The organism is Ruegeria sp., assembly GCF_965243365.1.
Lineage (GTDB): Bacteria > Pseudomonadota > Alphaproteobacteria > Rhodobacterales > Rhodobacteraceae > Ruegeria.
Genome location: NZ_CBDEUW010000001.1, coordinates 143,840 through 159,239, shown reverse-complemented (window position 1 = coordinate 159,239; position 15,400 = coordinate 143,840). Strand labels below are relative to the sequence as shown.

Here is a 15,400-nt window from a genome sequence, read left to right as displayed (position 1 = left end):
CTATCCATCTTGCAGTTCGTGCGCCCAGGGTGGGTTCGCCCCGGCACGGGATACGGTGACGGCGGCGACCTGAGCACCTTTTGCCAGCGCAGCACGCAGCGCGGCTGGGGGCAGGGCGCGCAGGGCGGGTTTGCTCAGGTGGCCGGCGCGTTCCAGTTCGGCCAGGACCCCGGCGTTGAACGTGTCCCCTGCGCCGACGGTATCAACGACCTGCACCGGATTCACGGGGACCGAAACCTCGGACCCGTCGGCCAGATAGCCGGTGGCACCGTATCCACCGCGGGTGACGATCACCACTGCGGGGCCAGCTTGGAGCAACAAAGGGACTTTTTCGGCGAGGCTTTCAGGGCCGGGAATGATCCAGTCCAGATCCTCATCCGAGACTTTCACGATGTCGCATTGCGCGATCATCCTGTTCAGACGCGTGCGATAGCGGGTCTGGTCCTTGATGAATCCCGGGCGGATATTCGGGTCGATCATCACCGCCTGATCCCCGCCGTGCATATCGAGCAGGGACGCATAGGCATCCGCGCAGGGCTCGACCGCCAGGCTGATCCCCCCGAAATAAAGCGCGGAAATAGCGGGCAGTTGGCGCGGCATGTCTTCGGGCAACAACATCCGACCGGCCGAGTTTTCATCGACGAAACTGTAACTGGCGTGCCCATCTTGCAGTTTTACAAAAGCCAGAGTTGTCGGTCGGTCGGATCGGATCAGGTGGGCGGTGTCGACATGGCTGGCCTTCAGGGTCTCGGCCAATTGCTGGCCGAACATATCTGTTGAAAGGCCGGTCAGCAGGCCCGCAGGCCCACCGAGGCGTCCCAGGGCAATGGCTGTATTGAACACCGCGCCGCCCGAATGTGGAACGAACCCGTCACGGCCCGAGACCGTGGCTTCGGGGATCATGTCGATCAGGGCTTCTCCGCAACACAGGATCATTTCAGTGTGCCAGTGCGTTTTTGCAGAAGTTGCTGGCGCCGATGAGGCCGAACTCGTCCTGCTTGGATACATAGAGGTTCATCGACCGGCGCAGCGCGTCAAACCGTCCACCGGCATTGAAGGCGCGCAGGAAATCCTGCTCAAACAGCCAGCGGTTCTTTTCGGCGACGCCGCCGACCAGAAAGACGCCGCCGGTGGGCACAAGCGCGACAGCAAGATCGCCCATGATCGCGCCCAGATGTTCGGTGAAAATCCGCGCCGTTCTGACGGCGCAGGGATCAGCGCCGTCACGAGCGTCCTGCAGGATGTCCTTGGCGGAGCGGGCGGGTATGTCCGGTTTTCCGGCGGCCATGATGATGGCCTGATAAAGGATTGGCAGACCTGTACCGCTTAGGAACATCTCGGCCTCAAGGGTCAGACTGTCGTCAAAGAAACATTCGGGCGCGATGCGGCGGGCCGCTTCAAACACGTCGACCTCATCGCGGTGGCGGGGGGAAATGCCCATATGGCCCCCTTCGCCAGAGACCGTGTGAAAATGCCCTTCGGAATAAAGTAGCGCGCCGACACCCAGCCCGGTTCCCGGTCCGACCACAAGCCGTGTGCCCAATGGTGGCGTATCCGCCCCTTGCAGGACATCGGCATCGGCAGGGGAGATTTCGGCCACTGACCAGGCGGCAGCGGTGAAATCGTTGATCACATAGGTATGGCTCGCGCCTGTGGCGCGGGCAAGCTCACCCTCGGTCAGGTCAAGATTGGCGTTGGTCAGGCGAATGCGTCCATCACGGACCGGACCAGCCCCGGCGGCCACCACGGCGCGCGGGTCGGTTCCAACCTCATCGCGCAACGCGTGCAGGGCGTCGCGCAAATCGGCCATGGTGCCGGTTGGATGTTTGCGCAGATCGGTCAGCTGCCCATCAGTGACCACGCCAAGCCGCGTGTTGGTTCCGCCGATATCGGCCACGAGGTTCCAGTGGTGTGCGGTCTGATGGCTGGCGTTGAGCAAGATACGTGATCCCGGTGTATTGCGTGCGGTTTTTGATACAGGGTCCATCGCCATCTGCCAAATCAGGCCAGGACCTGCCAGAAGCCCCTAGCAGGTTATGTTAGCGGTATCAAATATTTTGCTCTACCCGGCGTCAGGCGCAAGGAGTTTGAAGACAACATCGCAGCCGGATACATGCGTGCCGTTCCATGTAACCGGGTGGGCATTGTAGTTTATCAGGACCTCATGATCTGCCGTTTCACGCCGCCGCAGTCCGGGCGGCATCGGGTAAAGGGTCAGGCCGGTTTCTTGCGCGGCCATTGCGATCAGCCGATCCCAAAGGTTGTCATCCGGGAAACCGGCCAGATACCAAATCCCGTCGATCCCCTTCAGCGCCGGGGTGCCGTCTTCGAAGGTCAGCAGGTTTGGGGCGCTGCCGGACAGCCGTTCCACCCAATGGGCTGCCGCACCTCCGCCGGTGACCTCTCGGGTAGCATTCGGTGGCAGGGTTTCGATCAGGTCGACAGTGCAGTCGAGCGCGGGTATGCTAGGGCGGCCTTGTGGGGGGATCTGGAAATCCTCGGTAATCGCTCCGCTGCGCGGGCCAAGAAGGGTCAGATCGCAACCTTCTGTCAGTTTCCAGTTCAGATCGGCGTCTATGGTGGCCAGCCCGGGCGCAAGGATCAGCCTGTAGCCTTGTGACGGAATGTCAGAGGCGGAGATGAAATCCACCGACAGCCCCGCCCGCCGCAGGGCACGATAGGCCGAAAACACCAGACGGAAATAGTCGAATCCCGCGCCCTGAGGCTGTGTCGCCCAGGCCCAGTCCGAAGCGTAATCAAACAAGATTGCGACTTGAGCTTTCGCCGGTTCGATCCTGCCCATACGTTCCAGGTCATCAGCCGTCTGGCGCGCCTCGGCCATAGCGGGCGCGTCGGCGCCGGATGGCGTTTGCAACCCGGCATGCATTTGTTCCTGCCCAAAGGGTGCCTGCCGCCAGCGGAAATAGCTGACCACTTCGGCCCCGTGGGCGACGGCCTCAAGCGACCAAAGGCGGACCATGCCGGGCAGGGGGGCCGGATTGTACGGCGCCCAGTTGACCGGACCGGGTTGCTGTTCCATCACCCACCAGCGCCCGCGCCCGACCGCGCGGTAGAGGTCGTGATGAAAGGCCTGCATATCCGGATCGCCTTGCTGCAGGAAGGCGGATTTGTGATCGGTATCGGCCTCGAGCCGGTCGGACAGAAAGCCGATTGGATAGCTGTCCCAAGTGGCAATATCCAGGTCCTGACCCACTTGGAAATGGTCGAATTCCAGAACCCGGCCCATATAGTTGTGCAGCAGCGGCGCGTCGGTCAGCGGGCGCAGTACGTCCACCTGCGCCTTGTTGAACTGCACCACCTGATCGGAGCTGAACCGCCGAAACGCCAGCACATGCGCGGGGTTGGGTTCCGTCACAGTCAGGTTGGGCAGGTCGATTTGGTCGAAAGATGCATACTCCATCGACCAGAAGACATTGCCCCAAGCCGCGTTCAGCGCGTCGATCGCGCCATAGTGCTCTGCCAGCCACTGCCGAAAGGCCAGTGCGGCAGGTTGGGAATAGCAGAGTGTTGTGTCGTGACACCCGTACTCATTGTCGATCTGCCACGCGGCGACATGCGGGTTACGTCCATAGCGTTCGCCCATGATCTGCGCGATACGGGTGCATTCGTCGATATAGCCCCGGTGACTGAAACAGTAATGCCTCCGCGATCCGAATTTGCGCGGATTTCCCTGCGCATCGACGGCCAGCATGTCGGGGTGCTTGTCCAGCATCCAGCGGGGCGGGGTGGCAGTGGGCGTGCCCATCACCACCTTCAACCCGGCGGTGCCCAATGTTTCAACCGCGCGGTCCAGCCAGTCGAATTGCAGATCGCCGGGTGTGGGTTCCAGCCGACTCCAGGCAAACTCGCCGATCCGAACCCAAGTCAGACCGGTGTCCACCATGCGGGCCGCGTCGGAAGCCCACATCTCTTCGGGCCAGTGTTCGGGGTAATAGCAGACGCCAAGTTCAGGGGTCATAGAAGGACTCGGGGTTCGGGATGGCCCTGCCCCGCATTCGCGGCGGCAAGGGTCATACCGTTCGTGGGTTCCATTTCGAGGGTTTTGGCATCCAGCCCCTGACGAGCCGATGTGCAATAGAGCGTTGTCAGATCATTGCCCCCAAAAGCGGGGCAGGAGGTATGTCTGGCCTCAAACTCCACTGCCTGAAGAAACTGCCCGGCCGGATCATAGGCCGCCACGCGCGCGGCACCCCACTGCGCGATCCAGATATTGCCCTGCGCATCCACGACAGCGCCGTCTGGGCTTAGGCTGTTTGCGTTCAGATCCAGAAAGACCTGGGCAGCGCCCTCTGGCCAACCGGTTTCCGGGTTCAGGCCCCATCGCATGATCTGCTTGGTCTTGGTGTCCGTGTAGTAGGCGCAGGATTTATCCGGCGCGAAGCAGATCGCGTTTGAGATGGTCACATCCGGCACCAGTTGGCGTAGCTCACCCTTCCAGAAGCGATAGATCGCTCCGGCTCCGGGTTCCGCGTTTTTGCCCATGGTTCCGATCCAAAATCCGCCCCAAGGATCGGCGCGCCCGTCATTCGAACGGGTGATGGGGTTGTCAGCCTCCAGTGGTGTGACCAGTTCTTTCTCACCTGAGCTCAGGTTGAACCGCCACAAGCCGGTTTCCGAAGCAATCAAAAGCGTGCTGCGATCTACCCATCCGGCCGCCGAGACGTGTTCGTCAAAACCCCACTCTCTGGGTTCTCCGTTCTCTTGTGTCATCAAGCGTTTGCCGATGATGTCGAACCAAAAAAGCTGCCGCCGCGCCGGATGCCAAAGCGGACCTTCGCCCAGTTCGCAGGGGCGGTCATCGTGGATCTGGGTCATGTGATTGCCTCGTCATAGGCGGTGACGATCTGCCGGGCGCGGGCGGCAACGTCTTCGACTGACATGCCCGGTTTGAACAAGGCCGATCCGATCCCGAAACCGTCCGCGCTGGCCTTGATCCACAGGTCGAAGTTTTCGGGGCCTGCGCCACCAACGGCAAAGACCTGTGTCCCCGCAGGCAGCACGGCCCGCATCGCGGCCAGACCTTCGGGACCGGCCATTGTACCGGGGAATAGTTTCAGGCCCGTTGCCCCGGTCTGCAACGCCGCAAAAGCCTCGGTCGGGGTGAAAACACCGGGCCAGCTTTGCAGCCCCAACGCGACCGAGCGCCGGATCACGTCCGGGTCGCAATTGGGGGACACGATCAGCTTGCCGCCAGCTTCGGCCACTGCCTCGACCTGATCAGTGGTCAGGACGGTGCCCGCTCCGATGAGGGCACGTTCCCCGAAAGCGCGGGCGATGGTCCCAATGCTTTCCAGCGGGTCCGGAGAGTTCAGTGGAACCTCGATCCGGTCGATTCCGGCGTCGATCAGGGCTTGGGCCACGGGGGTGGCTGCGGCCGGGGTCAGGCCGCGTAGAATTGCAATGATAGGGCGGCTCATGCAGTTTGCCTTGTCAGATTACGGGCCCGGGTCAGACCGGCTAGAGTGGATTGGGTGGCATCGGCGGTTTCGACAAAAGCACCTTGTGGCTGCAAGGCTTGAGCGTAAACAGCAGACAGCTCCTCGGCCCCGATGATGGCAATCTGCTGCCCCAGCCAATAAGGGCGCGAGGCCGCGAGCTCTGCCCCGATCAACAAACCGGACAGCCGAGCGCGGGCGGTGCCCGCGTCCTGAGCATGCAAGAGATCGGCGGCGCGCAGGCCAAACAGGCGGGCGGCGAGTTGTTCGGGTTTTGACAGTGTATCCTCGACCGCCTCGGCAAAGGCGGCGGTATCCCAACCATCGCCAACCGAGTGTTGTAATACTGAGTGCCCACGCAGCAGGTCGAACAGCTCACCCGTCATGAAGGTGCGGAAGCTTACGACCTCGTTGGCGCTGACCTGCGCCCACTTCGTGTGGGTTCCGGGCAGGCAGATGACGCCATCCCAGTTCGGATGACTGTCCAGAAACCCGGCGATCTGAGTTTCTTCGCCCCGCATGACATCCGGTGGCGCATTCTGTTTCAGACCGGGGACCACAAACGCTCGGATACGGGGATCGGTGCCGGGTACGCGGATCGGCGTGTCGGGTACGGGGGCCGAGGGGACGGCGGTATAGGGTGCCTCGACCCAGCCCTGCCGCGCGCCCACCATGCCGCAGGCGATGACGTCAACTGGTGCGTCATCCAGCCAACTTTCGATCAGAGCCAGCAGCGCGGCCTGAAATTCACCTTTGGCCAGACGAGCCATGCCTTGTTCCGACCGGGCGCTGTCCAGCACGGCGCCGCCATCCATGGCCCATGCGCGTAAGTGAGAGGTGCCCCAGTCAACAGCGATCCATTCAGTCTTCATGCCTTCACCCCGTCGTCACAACGCCGCCGTCGGCCACTATGCACTGCCCGGTCATCGCGCCGCTTGCCTCTGAGGCCAGGAACAGGGTGGGTCCGATCATGTCGTCGGGCGTTAGATGTCTTTTCAGGCATTGGCGATCCAGATGAGCGGCCAGATCCTCGGGCGTGGCCCATTGGTCCAGCTGTTTCTGTGTGAGAACCCAGCCCGGGGCCAGTGCATTCACGCGTATGTTCTTTGGCCCCAATTCGCGCGCCAGGGACCGTGTCATCCCGGTGATTCCGGCATTCGATGTGGTATAGATCGGATAGCCGGCATTCCCCATCATGTAGCTGATCGAGCTGAAATTGATGATCGAGCCGCCATGGTCCATCTGCCGGGCAGCTTCCTGACAGGCGAAGAAATAGGCCTTGAGGTTGACTTCGATCATCCAGTCCCAGAACTCCGGAGTGGACTCGTCCAAGGCGTGGCGCTGATCGTTGGCGGCATTGTTGATCAGTACCTTGATCGGGCCATGTGCTTCGGCCGCCTTGCCCATTGTGGCGTGCAACAGCTCGGTGTCGGTCATGTCGCCTTGCAGGAACAAGGGCGCGCGGCCGTGTTTGTCGCGCATTTCATCGACAAAAGCGCTGGCGTCAGAACGGCCGATGAAGGCGACATTGGCACCTTGGGCCAGAAACCCATCGGTCAGTGCAGCACCGACGCCCGAACCGCCGCCGGTGATGTAAACAGACGCCCCTTTCAGGTCGTGGAACGTGGCGGGCTGGGTCATCAATGGCTCTCTCTGGTCACAAGGCGGGTGTCTTTGCCGACGAGGAAATCAAGATCCGCGCCCTGATCGGCTTGCAGCACGTGGTCGATATAAAGCTTGGCGTAGCCGCGGGTGTAGTGCGGATCATCCGGTTGCCACGCGGCGCGGCGGGCGTCCAGTTCCTTTTCATCGACGAGCAGTTCAATCTCACCCTTGCTGGCCGACACGCGGATGCGGTCGCCGGTTTTGACCAGCGCCAGCGTGCCGCCCGCCTGCGCCTCGGGGCTGACATGCAGGATGACGGTTCCATAGGCGGTGCCGGACATGCGCGCGTCCGAGATGCGGATCATGTCGCGCACGCCCTCTTTCACCAGCTTGGCCGGGATCGGCATGTTGCCGACCTCGGGCATGCCCGGATAACCCTTGGGTCCGCAGCCCTTGAGGACCAAAATGGTCTCGGGCGTGACCGGCAGGTCGTCGCGGTCGATATTGGCTTTGAGGTCTTCGATATTCTCGAAAACGAACGCCTCAGCTTCAGTTTCAAGCAGAGCATCGGTCGCCGCCGAAGGCTTCACAATGGCCCCGTTTGGTGCGAGGTTTCCGCGCAGAACGCGCAGACCTGCGGCTGGTTTGACCGGATCGTTGAAGGGACGGATGACGTCTGTATTGAAACACTCGGCACCTTCGTAGTGGGCCGAAATGTCCCTGTTGAGAACGGTTTTTGCCGGGCGCAGGAAGGGTTTGAGTTCGTTCAGAACCACCGGCACGCCGCCTGCGTAGCAGAAATCCTCCATCAGGTATTTGCCTGAAGGCATGCAGTTCACCAGCAGGGGGATTTCCGAGCCGATTTCAAAATCCTTCAGCGACAGGTCCACTCCGACCCGACCTGCAAGCGCCAGCAGGTGAACCACCGCATTGGTCGAGCCTCCGACGGCGGCATTGGCGAGGATGGCGTTCTCAAACGCCTCTTTGGTCAGAATGTTCGAGGGTTTGAGGTCTTCATCCACCATCTCGACAATCCGCTTGCCTGTCAGATGCGCCAGCGCCATGCGGCGGGCATCGACCGCCGGAAGGGCGGCGTTGGTGGGCAGGGACATGCCCATCGCCTCGACCAGCGACGCCATCGTGCTGGCAGTGCCCATGGTCATGCACACCCCGGCGCTGCGGGACATACCGGATTCCGCGTTCATGAAGTCCTGCAGGGTCATCTCTCCGGCCCGGACCGCTTCGGAGAATTTCCACACATCGGTGCCCGAGCCGATATCCTGCCCGCGGTATTTGCCGTTCAGCATTGGGCCAGAGCTGACCACGATAGAGGGCAGATCGACCGAAGCCGCGCCCATCAGCTGCCCTGGCGTGGTCTTGTCGCAGCCGCCCAGCAGGACAACGCCGTCAATGCCATAAGCGCGGATCGACTCCTCGACATCCATGGCCAGCAGGTTTCGGAACAGCATGGCGGTGGGTTTCATCTGCGTCTCACCCAGCGACATGACAGGGAATTCGACCGGGAAACCTCCGGCCTCCCACACGCCGCGTTTGACGCCCTCGGCCAGATCGCGCAGGCCCGAGTTGCAGGGGGTGAGTTCCGACCAGGTGTTGCAGATGCCAATGATCGGTCGCCCGTCAAAGGCGTGATCGGGAAAGCCCTGGTTCTTCATCCATGAGCGGTGGATGAACCCGTCCTTGTCGAGTTTTCCATACCAGTGCTGAGAGCGGCGTTTTTTCATTTTGATTGGCTTCTTGGTGGCTCGGGTTGAAATTGAGTATTTGTGAAAAGATGAAGATCAGGCGGCGCGCGCCGGTCGGCACCAGTCGGGCAGCCAGTCGGCATGGGCGGTCAGCAGGTCAGTGACAAGATTGCGGATCTGGCGCAGGTCCAGCTCGGCGGCGGTGTGCGGGTCCATCATGGCGGCGTGATAGATGTATTCCGGGTTCTGATCGACCAGCGCGCGGACTGTCAACTCCTGCACATTGATCTGGCCGCGCATCAGCGCGATCAACTGCGGCGGAATGTCTGTGACCACCGAGGGTTGCACACCATTGCTGTCGACCAGACAGGGGGTTTCGACCGCGGCACCGAGCGGGAGTTGCGGAATCTGGCCTGTATTCGGCAGATTGCCGTAGGCCGCGTAGGGCGCGTCGGTGACAATGGCGTTCATCAGGTCGGCGGCGAATTCGTGGCTACGGGTCACTTCGATAGTGCGGCCATCAGTCAGGGTTTTGGCCTGTTCTTTCCAGTGGGCGACCTGTTCGACGCAGCGGGTGGGGTATTCGTCCAATGGGATCGAGAATTGCTCGATCAGGTCTTGTCGGCCATCCTTGATGAACCAGGGGACGTATTCGGCCAGATGTTCCGAGCTTTCGGTGCAGAAATAGCCGAGATGGTCCATCACCTCGTAGCGCACTGTGTTGGGGCAGCGCGGCATTAGCAACGGCGCTTTGGGCAGACTCCCGCTGGCATAACCCTGCCGCAGTATGGGATAGAGGTCGCGACCCTGATGTTCGAGCTTCAGGAAGAAGGCGACATGATTGACGCCTGCGACCTTGTAGCGGAATTCATCCTTGGGCAGGTCGAGATCATGGGCCAGTTCTTCGACCGTGTTCTGGACTGAGTGGCAGAGGCCCACATGCTTCAGCGCCGGGAATTGCTCGGCCAGTGCCCAGGTGTTGATCGCCATTGGGTTGACGTATTGCAGCAGCGTCGCATCGGGGCAGAGCTGCATCATGTCGCGCGCGACGTCCCACAGAACCGGTACCGTGCGCAGCCCGCGCATGATGCCGCCGACGCCAAGCGTGTCAGCGATGGTCTGGCGCAACCCGTATTGTTTGGGGATTTCGAAATCGGTGACGGTGCAGGGCTCGTAGCCTCCGACCTGAAAGGCTGTGATGACGAAATCTGCGCCGTCCAGCGCTTCGCGGCGGTCGGTATGGGTGGTTACGGTTGCGCCGGTGCCAACCGCGCGAATCATGGCGCGGGCCACGGTTTCGCTTTCGGCCAGACGCTGAGCGTCGATATCCATCAATGCGAAATGGCTGTCGCAGAGGGCCGGAGTCAGCAGCGCGTCACCCACGATGTTTTTCATGAAAATCGTGGAGCCTGCGCCGATAAATGAGATTTTTGTCATTTTACAGCTCCGAGGGTCAGGCCCGCGATGAAGTGTTTCTGCATGAGGAAGAACATGGCCACCGGCGGCAGGGCCGCAACGATGGAACCGGCGCTCATCAGTTGATAGGCGGCCCGGAACTGAGCGTTAAAGCTGGTGATGCCTGCGGTGACAGGCTGGCTTTCAGCGCCTTGGGTCAGAACAACGGCCCAGAAATAATCGTTCCAGATGAAGGTGAAGATCAGCACGCTGAGCGCGGCGATGGCGGGTTTCATCAGCGGCAGCACGACGTACCAGAAGATGCGCCATTCGCTGATGCCTTCGACGCGCGCGGCCTCGATCAGTTCGAACGGAAGTGCGCGGATGAAGTTGCGCATGAACAGCGTACAGAACCCGGTTTGGAAGGCGATATGGAACAGGACGAGGCCGGTTTTGGTGTTGTAGAGGCCTAGCTCGAGTGTCAGGTCGCGGACGGGTACCATCAGAATTTGGAAGGGCACGAAATTGCCCGCCACGAACATGAAGAAGATCCAGAGGTTCGATTTGAACTTGTAGATCCCCAGCGCGAACCCGGTCATGCAGCTGAGGGCGACGGCTCCGATCACGGTCGGGACGGTGATCAGGAACGAGTTCAGCAGATACCGCGGCATGTCCGAGTTGAAAAAGACCTGCCCATAGTTGAATGCGCCCTCAAAGCTGGACGGCAGGCCCCAATAGTTCGCGTTGGTGAAATCCGCCGCGGGTTTGACCGAGAACAGGGCAACCGCCAGCAACGGACCAAGCCAGAGAAGCAGGGCCAGAGGCAGCATGGCCTGATAGGTGATCTGAGCTGCGCGGGGTTGTTTTTCGATGGGTTTGGGAAACATCTCAGTGCCCCTTTTCTTCTCGGTACATCGACCACAGGAAGTAGGCAATGAAGCAGAGCATGATAAGGAACAGGATCACCGCGATGGCGGCGCCGTATCCCATGCGGAAACCGTATTCGGATAGCGCGACCTCGAACATGTAGTAGGCCAGCACGCGGGACGATCCAAAAGGTCCGCCCTGGGTCATGATCGAGATCAGGTCGAAGCTGCGCAGCGCGCCGATGATGGTGACAACAAAGGCGATGAAAGTGGCGGGGCGCAGTTGCGGCAGGATGATGTGCCACAGCATTCGGGCACCCTTGGCGCCGTCCAGACGCCCGGCCTCGATCTGTTCGGGGTCCACGGCGTTCAGGCCGGTGAGGTAGAGGATCATGCAATAGGCGGTTTGCGGCCAGAGACCGGCAAAGATGATGCCGTAGGTCACGAACCGCTCGTCGCCCAGCACGTTGAGGGGGCCAAGCCCGAACAGGCCGAGGAACTCGTTCAACAGGCCGAAGGTCGGATCATAGAACCATGTGAAGACAAGACCGACGACCACCTGAGAGATGACGAATGGGAAGAAAAACAGGGATTTATAGAGGCGGATGCCCCAGACGGTCTGGTTCAGGAACAGGGCTATGAACAGGCCCGCGGGGATGGCCAGCAGGTAGAGAACCAGCCAGATCAGGTTGTTTTTCAGTGAGATGTAGAAGGCATCCCGGTCGACCCATTCCCAATAGAGGTCTTCATAGTTGCGGAAGCCCACATATTCCGCGGCACCCAACCCATCCCATTCGTACAGCGACAGGTTGAAGGACTGAAAGACCGGGATGATCACATAGACCATGAAAAACAGCAGCCCCGGGGCCAGAAACAGCCAGGGTGCGATGCGTTGCTGATTTCTGTGGAACCAGCTTTCCTGTTCGGGGGCGTCGATGGCTGACATGAGACACTCGGGGTTAGGTAGACGGGGTAAGGCGGATTTGCACCCGCCTTACGCAGGTTTGAGGTGCAGGCCGGGCATAGCCCGACCTTGGCCGGTTTTAGTTGTCGTAGATACGCTCGCGCGCACGTTCCAGTTTGGCCAGGATACGGTCAGCGTTGTCCGGCTTGACCATGAATTCCTGGAAGCCTTCCATCGACACTTTGGCCATTTCAGCCGGTGCGTCGCGGTCCCAGAACTGGGCAACACCGCCGGGGCTGTTCGACGACAGCATGGCAAAGCCCTGCTGCAGGAACTTGTCGTCATCCACCGCAGATTGTGCGTTCACCGGCAACTGGCCGAGATTGGCGCCGTTGTTGATTTCTGTCTGCTCGTCCGCCGAGACAGCGAAACGCAGGAATTCACGCGCCGCCTCCTTGTTCGATGCATTGGCCGGGATGTGGAACGTGTCGGTCGGCGCGTCTTCGGCCAGTTCGACATTCGGGTTGATCGCAACGAACTGATAGAAGTCCAGCTGATCGTCGGACAGACCTGCTTCGCGCAGCGGTGCAACGGCAAAGTTACCCATCAGATACGCGGCTGCTTCACCGTTGACCATGAACGGCAGGGCCTCTTGCCAGCTATAGGTCTGGTGGTTGTCGATGAACGCACCCATGTCGATCAGCTGTTTCCAGTTGGCGAAGGTCTGTTTGACCCGGTCGTCTTCCCAGCTGATTTCGCCATTGGCGAGCTGGTTGTGGAAGTCGAAGCCGTTGGTGCGCATGTTCAGATAGTCAAACCAGCCACCGGCGGTCCACAGGAACTTGGTGCCGATAGTATAGCAGGCACGACCCGAATCTACGATCTTCTGGCAGTTGGCCAGTTCCTCTTCCCAGGTGGTCGGCTCGGTCAGGCCCAGTTCATCAAAGATGTCTTTGCGGTAGTAAACGCCCCACTGATAGTAGGTATAGGGTACGCCCCACTGCTTGCCGTCGATGGTCATCGCGCCTTTGGTCGAGGCGAGGTTGTCGGCAATCTCGGGTTCCGCCCACAGGTCCGAGACGTCTTCGAACAGACCCGCCTCGACATAAGGCTTCATGCGGTTGGCCGCATACCATGTGGCGACATCCGGCGTGTCCGCCGTCAGGAAGTTGCGGATCTGGGTCTTGTAGGCTTCGCGGTCGATCACGGTGGTTTCGATCTCGAGCCCGGGGTGCTGGGCCGCGAACCGCTCGATCATCGCTTCCATCGTCGCGCGCGGCGCCGGGTTCGATGTATCAAGGAAAATTCGCAGCTCGCCGGTCAGTTCGGCCGCGGCAGGCGCGGCAAGTGCCACACTGGCCGCCAGCGCGGCCGCAGTGCGCTTGAACATGGAATGCATGGTTTCCTCCCTTAAGCTTCCATTTTTTGGTATTCAAAGGTTCCAAATAATGAAACCGTGTTTTATATATTGAAAACTACACATCGACTCGGTTAGTCTTGTCAAGACCCTCGTGAGGATGGCGGTGGGTCAAGAGGAGGAGAACTGGCGCCCGTGGCAGGTGATGGAACGATAGGCAAAGCATGTGACGTGCTGGATCAGGTGGCGTCTTTCGCGCGCCCGGTCAGGTTTGCGGAGCTGCTGGACGACAGCGATTTTCCCAAAGCGACCCTGTATCGGTTTCTGCAATCGCTGACCAATCAGGGCATGCTGTCCTATGACCCTGACCGGCAGACCTATGCGCCCGGCATGCGGTTGGTGCGGCTGGCCCATGCGGCGTGGACGCAAAGTTCGCTGGCACCGATTGCGCGGCCATTTCTGGACGCGCTCAGCCGCGAAACCGGAGAAACGGTCCATCTGGCGCAGCTCGATTCCAGTCAGGTGCTTTATGTCGACAAGCGCAACGCGGCCCAACCGGTCGAGATGTTTTCGCAGGCCGGTAAGGTTGGCCCGGCCTATTGCACCGGTGTCGGGAAGGCGATGATGGCGTTTCTGGAGGATGAGGCGCTGGACCGGGCTGTTTCACAGCAAAGCTATCACCGGTTCACCGACAAGACGCTGGCGTCCGAGCAGGCGCTGCGGGACGATCTTTCACTGATCCGCAGCCGCGGATATGCCATTGACGATGAAGAACATGAGCCCGGTATCATCTGCATTGCCTGCCCGATTTTGACGGCAGGCGGGCGCATGCTGGGGGCGATTTCGGTCACCGGTTCGACCGAGCGTATGGATTTCAACCAATTGGAAGCCTGGATTCCGCGGGTTCGGCATGTGGCCGATCAGATCGGAGTCGAGGCGCAGGCCTGGCGGTTCCCCGAGAGCCGCCAGTTGGCCAGTAGCGACAGGATGCAAGCGACATGACGGGTGTAACACTGAACCAGGCGATCAAGCGGTATGGTCAGACACAGGTGATCCACGGAATCGACCTGCAGATCGAAGATGGTGAGTTCTGTGTGTTTGTCGGTCCTTCGGGCTGCGGGAAGTCTACTCTGTTGCGGATGATTGCCGGTCTTGAGGAGACCTCGGAAGGCGAGATTCACATCGGAGCCCGTGAGGTGACCCATATGGATCCGGCCAAGCGGGGTGTGGCGATGGTGTTCCAGACCTACGCTTTGTATCCGCATATGACCGTTGCCGAGAACATGGGCTTTGGCCTGCGCATGAACGGCGTGGCCAAAGCCGAGATCGAGAAGAAGGTTCAGGAAGCGTCGAACATCCTGAAATTGGATCAATACCTCAAACGCAAACCCAAGGCTTTGTCCGGCGGGCAGCGTCAGCGCGTCGCCATTGGCCGGGCCATTGTACGCGGCCCCGAGGTGTTTCTGTTCGATGAGCCGCTGTCAAACCTCGACGCGGAATTGCGGGTCGAGATGCGGGTCGAGATCGCGCGGCTGCATAACGAAATCGGCGCGACGATGATCTACGTGACCCACGATCAGGTCGAGGCGATGACCATGGCCGACAAGATCGTGGTGCTGCGGGATGGGCGGATCGAGCAAGTGGGGGCTCCGATGGATTTGTATCGGGATCCCGATAACCGGTTTGTGGCCGGCTTCATCGGATCACCTGCGATGAACTTTCTGGACTGTGACGTTGTAAACGGTGTGGTCCGGCATCCTGCGCTGACTGATACCATCCCGGTGACGGGCTCAGTGCCTTCGGATGCAAAAAGGGTGACGCTTGGCATTCGGCCGGAACATGTCCAGGTCGACCGCGCCGGCGACTCCTGTACCGTTGATCTGACCGAGGCGTTGGGTGGTGTCTCCTATTCCTATTTGCTGACACCGAATGGGGACAAGCTGATCGTCGAAGAACGGGATGATCAACGCAGCGCACAGGGCGAAAAAATCGGCCTTTCAGTGCGGCCAGAGCGTGCGATGCTGTTTGATCCGGAAACTGGTCAGCGCTTGCGTTAGGCGTATTCTTTCAGACAAATTCATCAGGGCGTCCCGGTCGGGGAGGTCACGCTTTTT

At 60.6% G+C, this 15,400-nt stretch carries 14 protein-coding genes; 2 read left to right on the top strand and 12 right to left on the bottom strand.

What is annotated here, in order from left to right; all coding sequences use genetic code 11:
• The 12 genes from ACP0GE_RS00735 to ACP0GE_RS00680 all read right to left on the bottom strand — a co-directional run bounded on the left by ACP0GE_RS00735 (nucleotide 1) and on the right by ACP0GE_RS00680 (nucleotide 13,328).
• Nucleotides 1-936, bottom strand: a complete 936-nt coding sequence (locus tag ACP0GE_RS00735; protein WP_424830100.1) for a carbohydrate kinase family protein — start codon at nucleotides 934-936, stop codon at nucleotides 1-3.
• Nucleotide 937: 1 nt separating this feature from the next.
• Nucleotides 938-1,987, bottom strand: coding sequence for an ROK family protein (locus ACP0GE_RS00730; RefSeq protein ID WP_424830099.1), 1,050 nt, complete (start codon nucleotides 1,985-1,987; stop codon nucleotides 938-940).
• A 75-nt stretch (nucleotides 1,988-2,062) separates the two neighbouring features.
• Entirely contained in the window at nucleotides 2,063-3,979 is a 1,917-nt protein-coding gene (locus ACP0GE_RS00725) for a beta-galactosidase (protein WP_424830098.1), read from the bottom strand.
• On the bottom strand, nucleotides 3,976-4,836 hold the full coding sequence (locus tag ACP0GE_RS00720; protein ID WP_424830097.1) for an SMP-30/gluconolactonase/LRE family protein: 861 nt from the start codon (nucleotides 4,834-4,836) through the stop codon (nucleotides 3,976-3,978). Before ACP0GE_RS00720 ends, ACP0GE_RS00725 begins: the two co-directional genes overlap by 4 nt.
• Nucleotides 4,833-5,438, bottom strand: coding sequence for a 2-dehydro-3-deoxy-6-phosphogalactonate aldolase (locus ACP0GE_RS00715; RefSeq protein WP_424830096.1), 606 nt, complete (start codon nucleotides 5,436-5,438; stop codon nucleotides 4,833-4,835). Before ACP0GE_RS00715 ends, ACP0GE_RS00720 begins: the two co-directional genes overlap by 4 nt.
• Nucleotides 5,435-6,328, bottom strand: coding sequence for a 2-dehydro-3-deoxygalactonokinase (locus ACP0GE_RS00710; RefSeq protein WP_424830095.1), 894 nt, complete (start codon nucleotides 6,326-6,328; stop codon nucleotides 5,435-5,437). Before ACP0GE_RS00710 ends, ACP0GE_RS00715 begins: the two co-directional genes overlap by 4 nt.
• 4 nt (nucleotides 6,329-6,332) lie before the next feature.
• A complete protein-coding gene (locus ACP0GE_RS00705; RefSeq protein WP_424830094.1) occupies nucleotides 6,333-7,097 on the bottom strand; it encodes an SDR family NAD(P)-dependent oxidoreductase in 765 nt (254 codons plus the stop codon).
• Entirely contained in the window at nucleotides 7,097-8,803 is a 1,707-nt protein-coding gene (locus tag ACP0GE_RS00700; protein ID WP_424830093.1) for an IlvD/Edd family dehydratase, read from the bottom strand. The genes ACP0GE_RS00705 and ACP0GE_RS00700 overlap by 1 nt, the downstream gene beginning before the upstream one ends.
• 57 nt (nucleotides 8,804-8,860) lie before the next feature.
• Nucleotides 8,861-10,201 carry an alpha-glucosidase/alpha-galactosidase gene (locus ACP0GE_RS00695; protein WP_424830092.1) on the bottom strand — a complete coding sequence of 447 codons (1,341 nt, stop codon included), beginning with the start codon at nucleotides 10,199-10,201 and terminating at the stop codon, nucleotides 8,861-8,863.
• A complete protein-coding gene (locus tag ACP0GE_RS00690; RefSeq protein ID WP_424830091.1) occupies nucleotides 10,198-11,046 on the bottom strand; it encodes a carbohydrate ABC transporter permease in 849 nt (282 codons plus the stop codon). The genes ACP0GE_RS00695 and ACP0GE_RS00690 overlap by 4 nt, the downstream gene beginning before the upstream one ends.
• Nucleotide 11,047: 1 nt before the next feature.
• Nucleotides 11,048-11,971, bottom strand: coding sequence for a carbohydrate ABC transporter permease (locus ACP0GE_RS00685; RefSeq protein WP_424830090.1), 924 nt, complete (start codon nucleotides 11,969-11,971; stop codon nucleotides 11,048-11,050).
• Between the two features lie 97 nt (nucleotides 11,972-12,068).
• Nucleotides 12,069-13,328, bottom strand: coding sequence for an ABC transporter substrate-binding protein (locus tag ACP0GE_RS00680; RefSeq protein WP_424830089.1), 1,260 nt, complete (start codon nucleotides 13,326-13,328; stop codon nucleotides 12,069-12,071).
• Between the two features lie 153 nt (nucleotides 13,329-13,481).
• Between ACP0GE_RS00680 and ACP0GE_RS00675 the strand changes: the two genes are divergently transcribed.
• Together ACP0GE_RS00675 and ACP0GE_RS00670 are read left to right on the top strand one after the other, a co-directional pair.
• Complete coding sequence (locus ACP0GE_RS00675) at nucleotides 13,482-14,288, top strand: IclR family transcriptional regulator (RefSeq protein WP_424830088.1); 807 nt, start codon at nucleotides 13,482-13,484, stop codon at nucleotides 14,286-14,288.
• Nucleotides 14,285-15,343 carry an ABC transporter ATP-binding protein gene (locus ACP0GE_RS00670; RefSeq protein WP_424830087.1) on the top strand — a complete coding sequence of 353 codons (1,059 nt, stop codon included), beginning with the start codon at nucleotides 14,285-14,287 and terminating at the stop codon, nucleotides 15,341-15,343. The genes ACP0GE_RS00675 and ACP0GE_RS00670 overlap by 4 nt, the downstream gene beginning before the upstream one ends.
• The last annotated feature ends 57 nt before the right edge of the window (nucleotides 15,344-15,400 follow it).

What these genes read in the sequence shown, in the direction of transcription:
- ACP0GE_RS00735 (WP_424830100.1), bottom strand. Translation starts at nt 936, where the DNA reads ATGATCCTGTGTTGCGGAGAAGCCCTGATCGACATGATCCCCGAAGCC.
- ACP0GE_RS00730 (WP_424830099.1), bottom strand. Translation starts at nt 1,987, where the DNA reads ATGGACCCTGTATCAAAAACCGCACGCAATACACCGGGATCACGTATC.
- ACP0GE_RS00725 (WP_424830098.1), bottom strand. Translation starts at nt 3,979, where the DNA reads ATGACCCCTGAACTTGGCGTCTGCTATTACCCCGAACACTGGCCCGAA.
- ACP0GE_RS00720 (WP_424830097.1), bottom strand. Translation starts at nt 4,836, where the DNA reads ATGACCCAGATCCACGATGACCGCCCCTGCGAACTGGGCGAAGGTCCG.
- ACP0GE_RS00715 (WP_424830096.1), bottom strand. Translation starts at nt 5,438, where the DNA reads ATGAGCCGCCCTATCATTGCAATTCTACGCGGCCTGACCCCGGCCGCA.
- ACP0GE_RS00710 (WP_424830095.1), bottom strand. Translation starts at nt 6,328, where the DNA reads ATGAAGACTGAATGGATCGCTGTTGACTGGGGCACCTCTCACTTACGC.
- ACP0GE_RS00705 (WP_424830094.1), bottom strand. Translation starts at nt 7,097, where the DNA reads ATGACCCAGCCCGCCACGTTCCACGACCTGAAAGGGGCGTCTGTTTAC.
- ACP0GE_RS00700 (WP_424830093.1), bottom strand. Translation starts at nt 8,803, where the DNA reads ATGAAAAAACGCCGCTCTCAGCACTGGTATGGAAAACTCGACAAGGAC.
- ACP0GE_RS00695 (WP_424830092.1), bottom strand. Translation starts at nt 10,201, where the DNA reads ATGACAAAAATCTCATTTATCGGCGCAGGCTCCACGATTTTCATGAAA.
- ACP0GE_RS00690 (WP_424830091.1), bottom strand. Translation starts at nt 11,046, where the DNA reads ATGTTTCCCAAACCCATCGAAAAACAACCCCGCGCAGCTCAGATCACC.
- ACP0GE_RS00685 (WP_424830090.1), bottom strand. Translation starts at nt 11,971, where the DNA reads ATGTCAGCCATCGACGCCCCCGAACAGGAAAGCTGGTTCCACAGAAAT.
- ACP0GE_RS00680 (WP_424830089.1), bottom strand. Translation starts at nt 13,328, where the DNA reads ATGCATTCCATGTTCAAGCGCACTGCGGCCGCGCTGGCGGCCAGTGTG.
- ACP0GE_RS00670 (WP_424830087.1), top strand. Translation starts at nt 14,285, where the DNA reads ATGACGGGTGTAACACTGAACCAGGCGATCAAGCGGTATGGTCAGACA.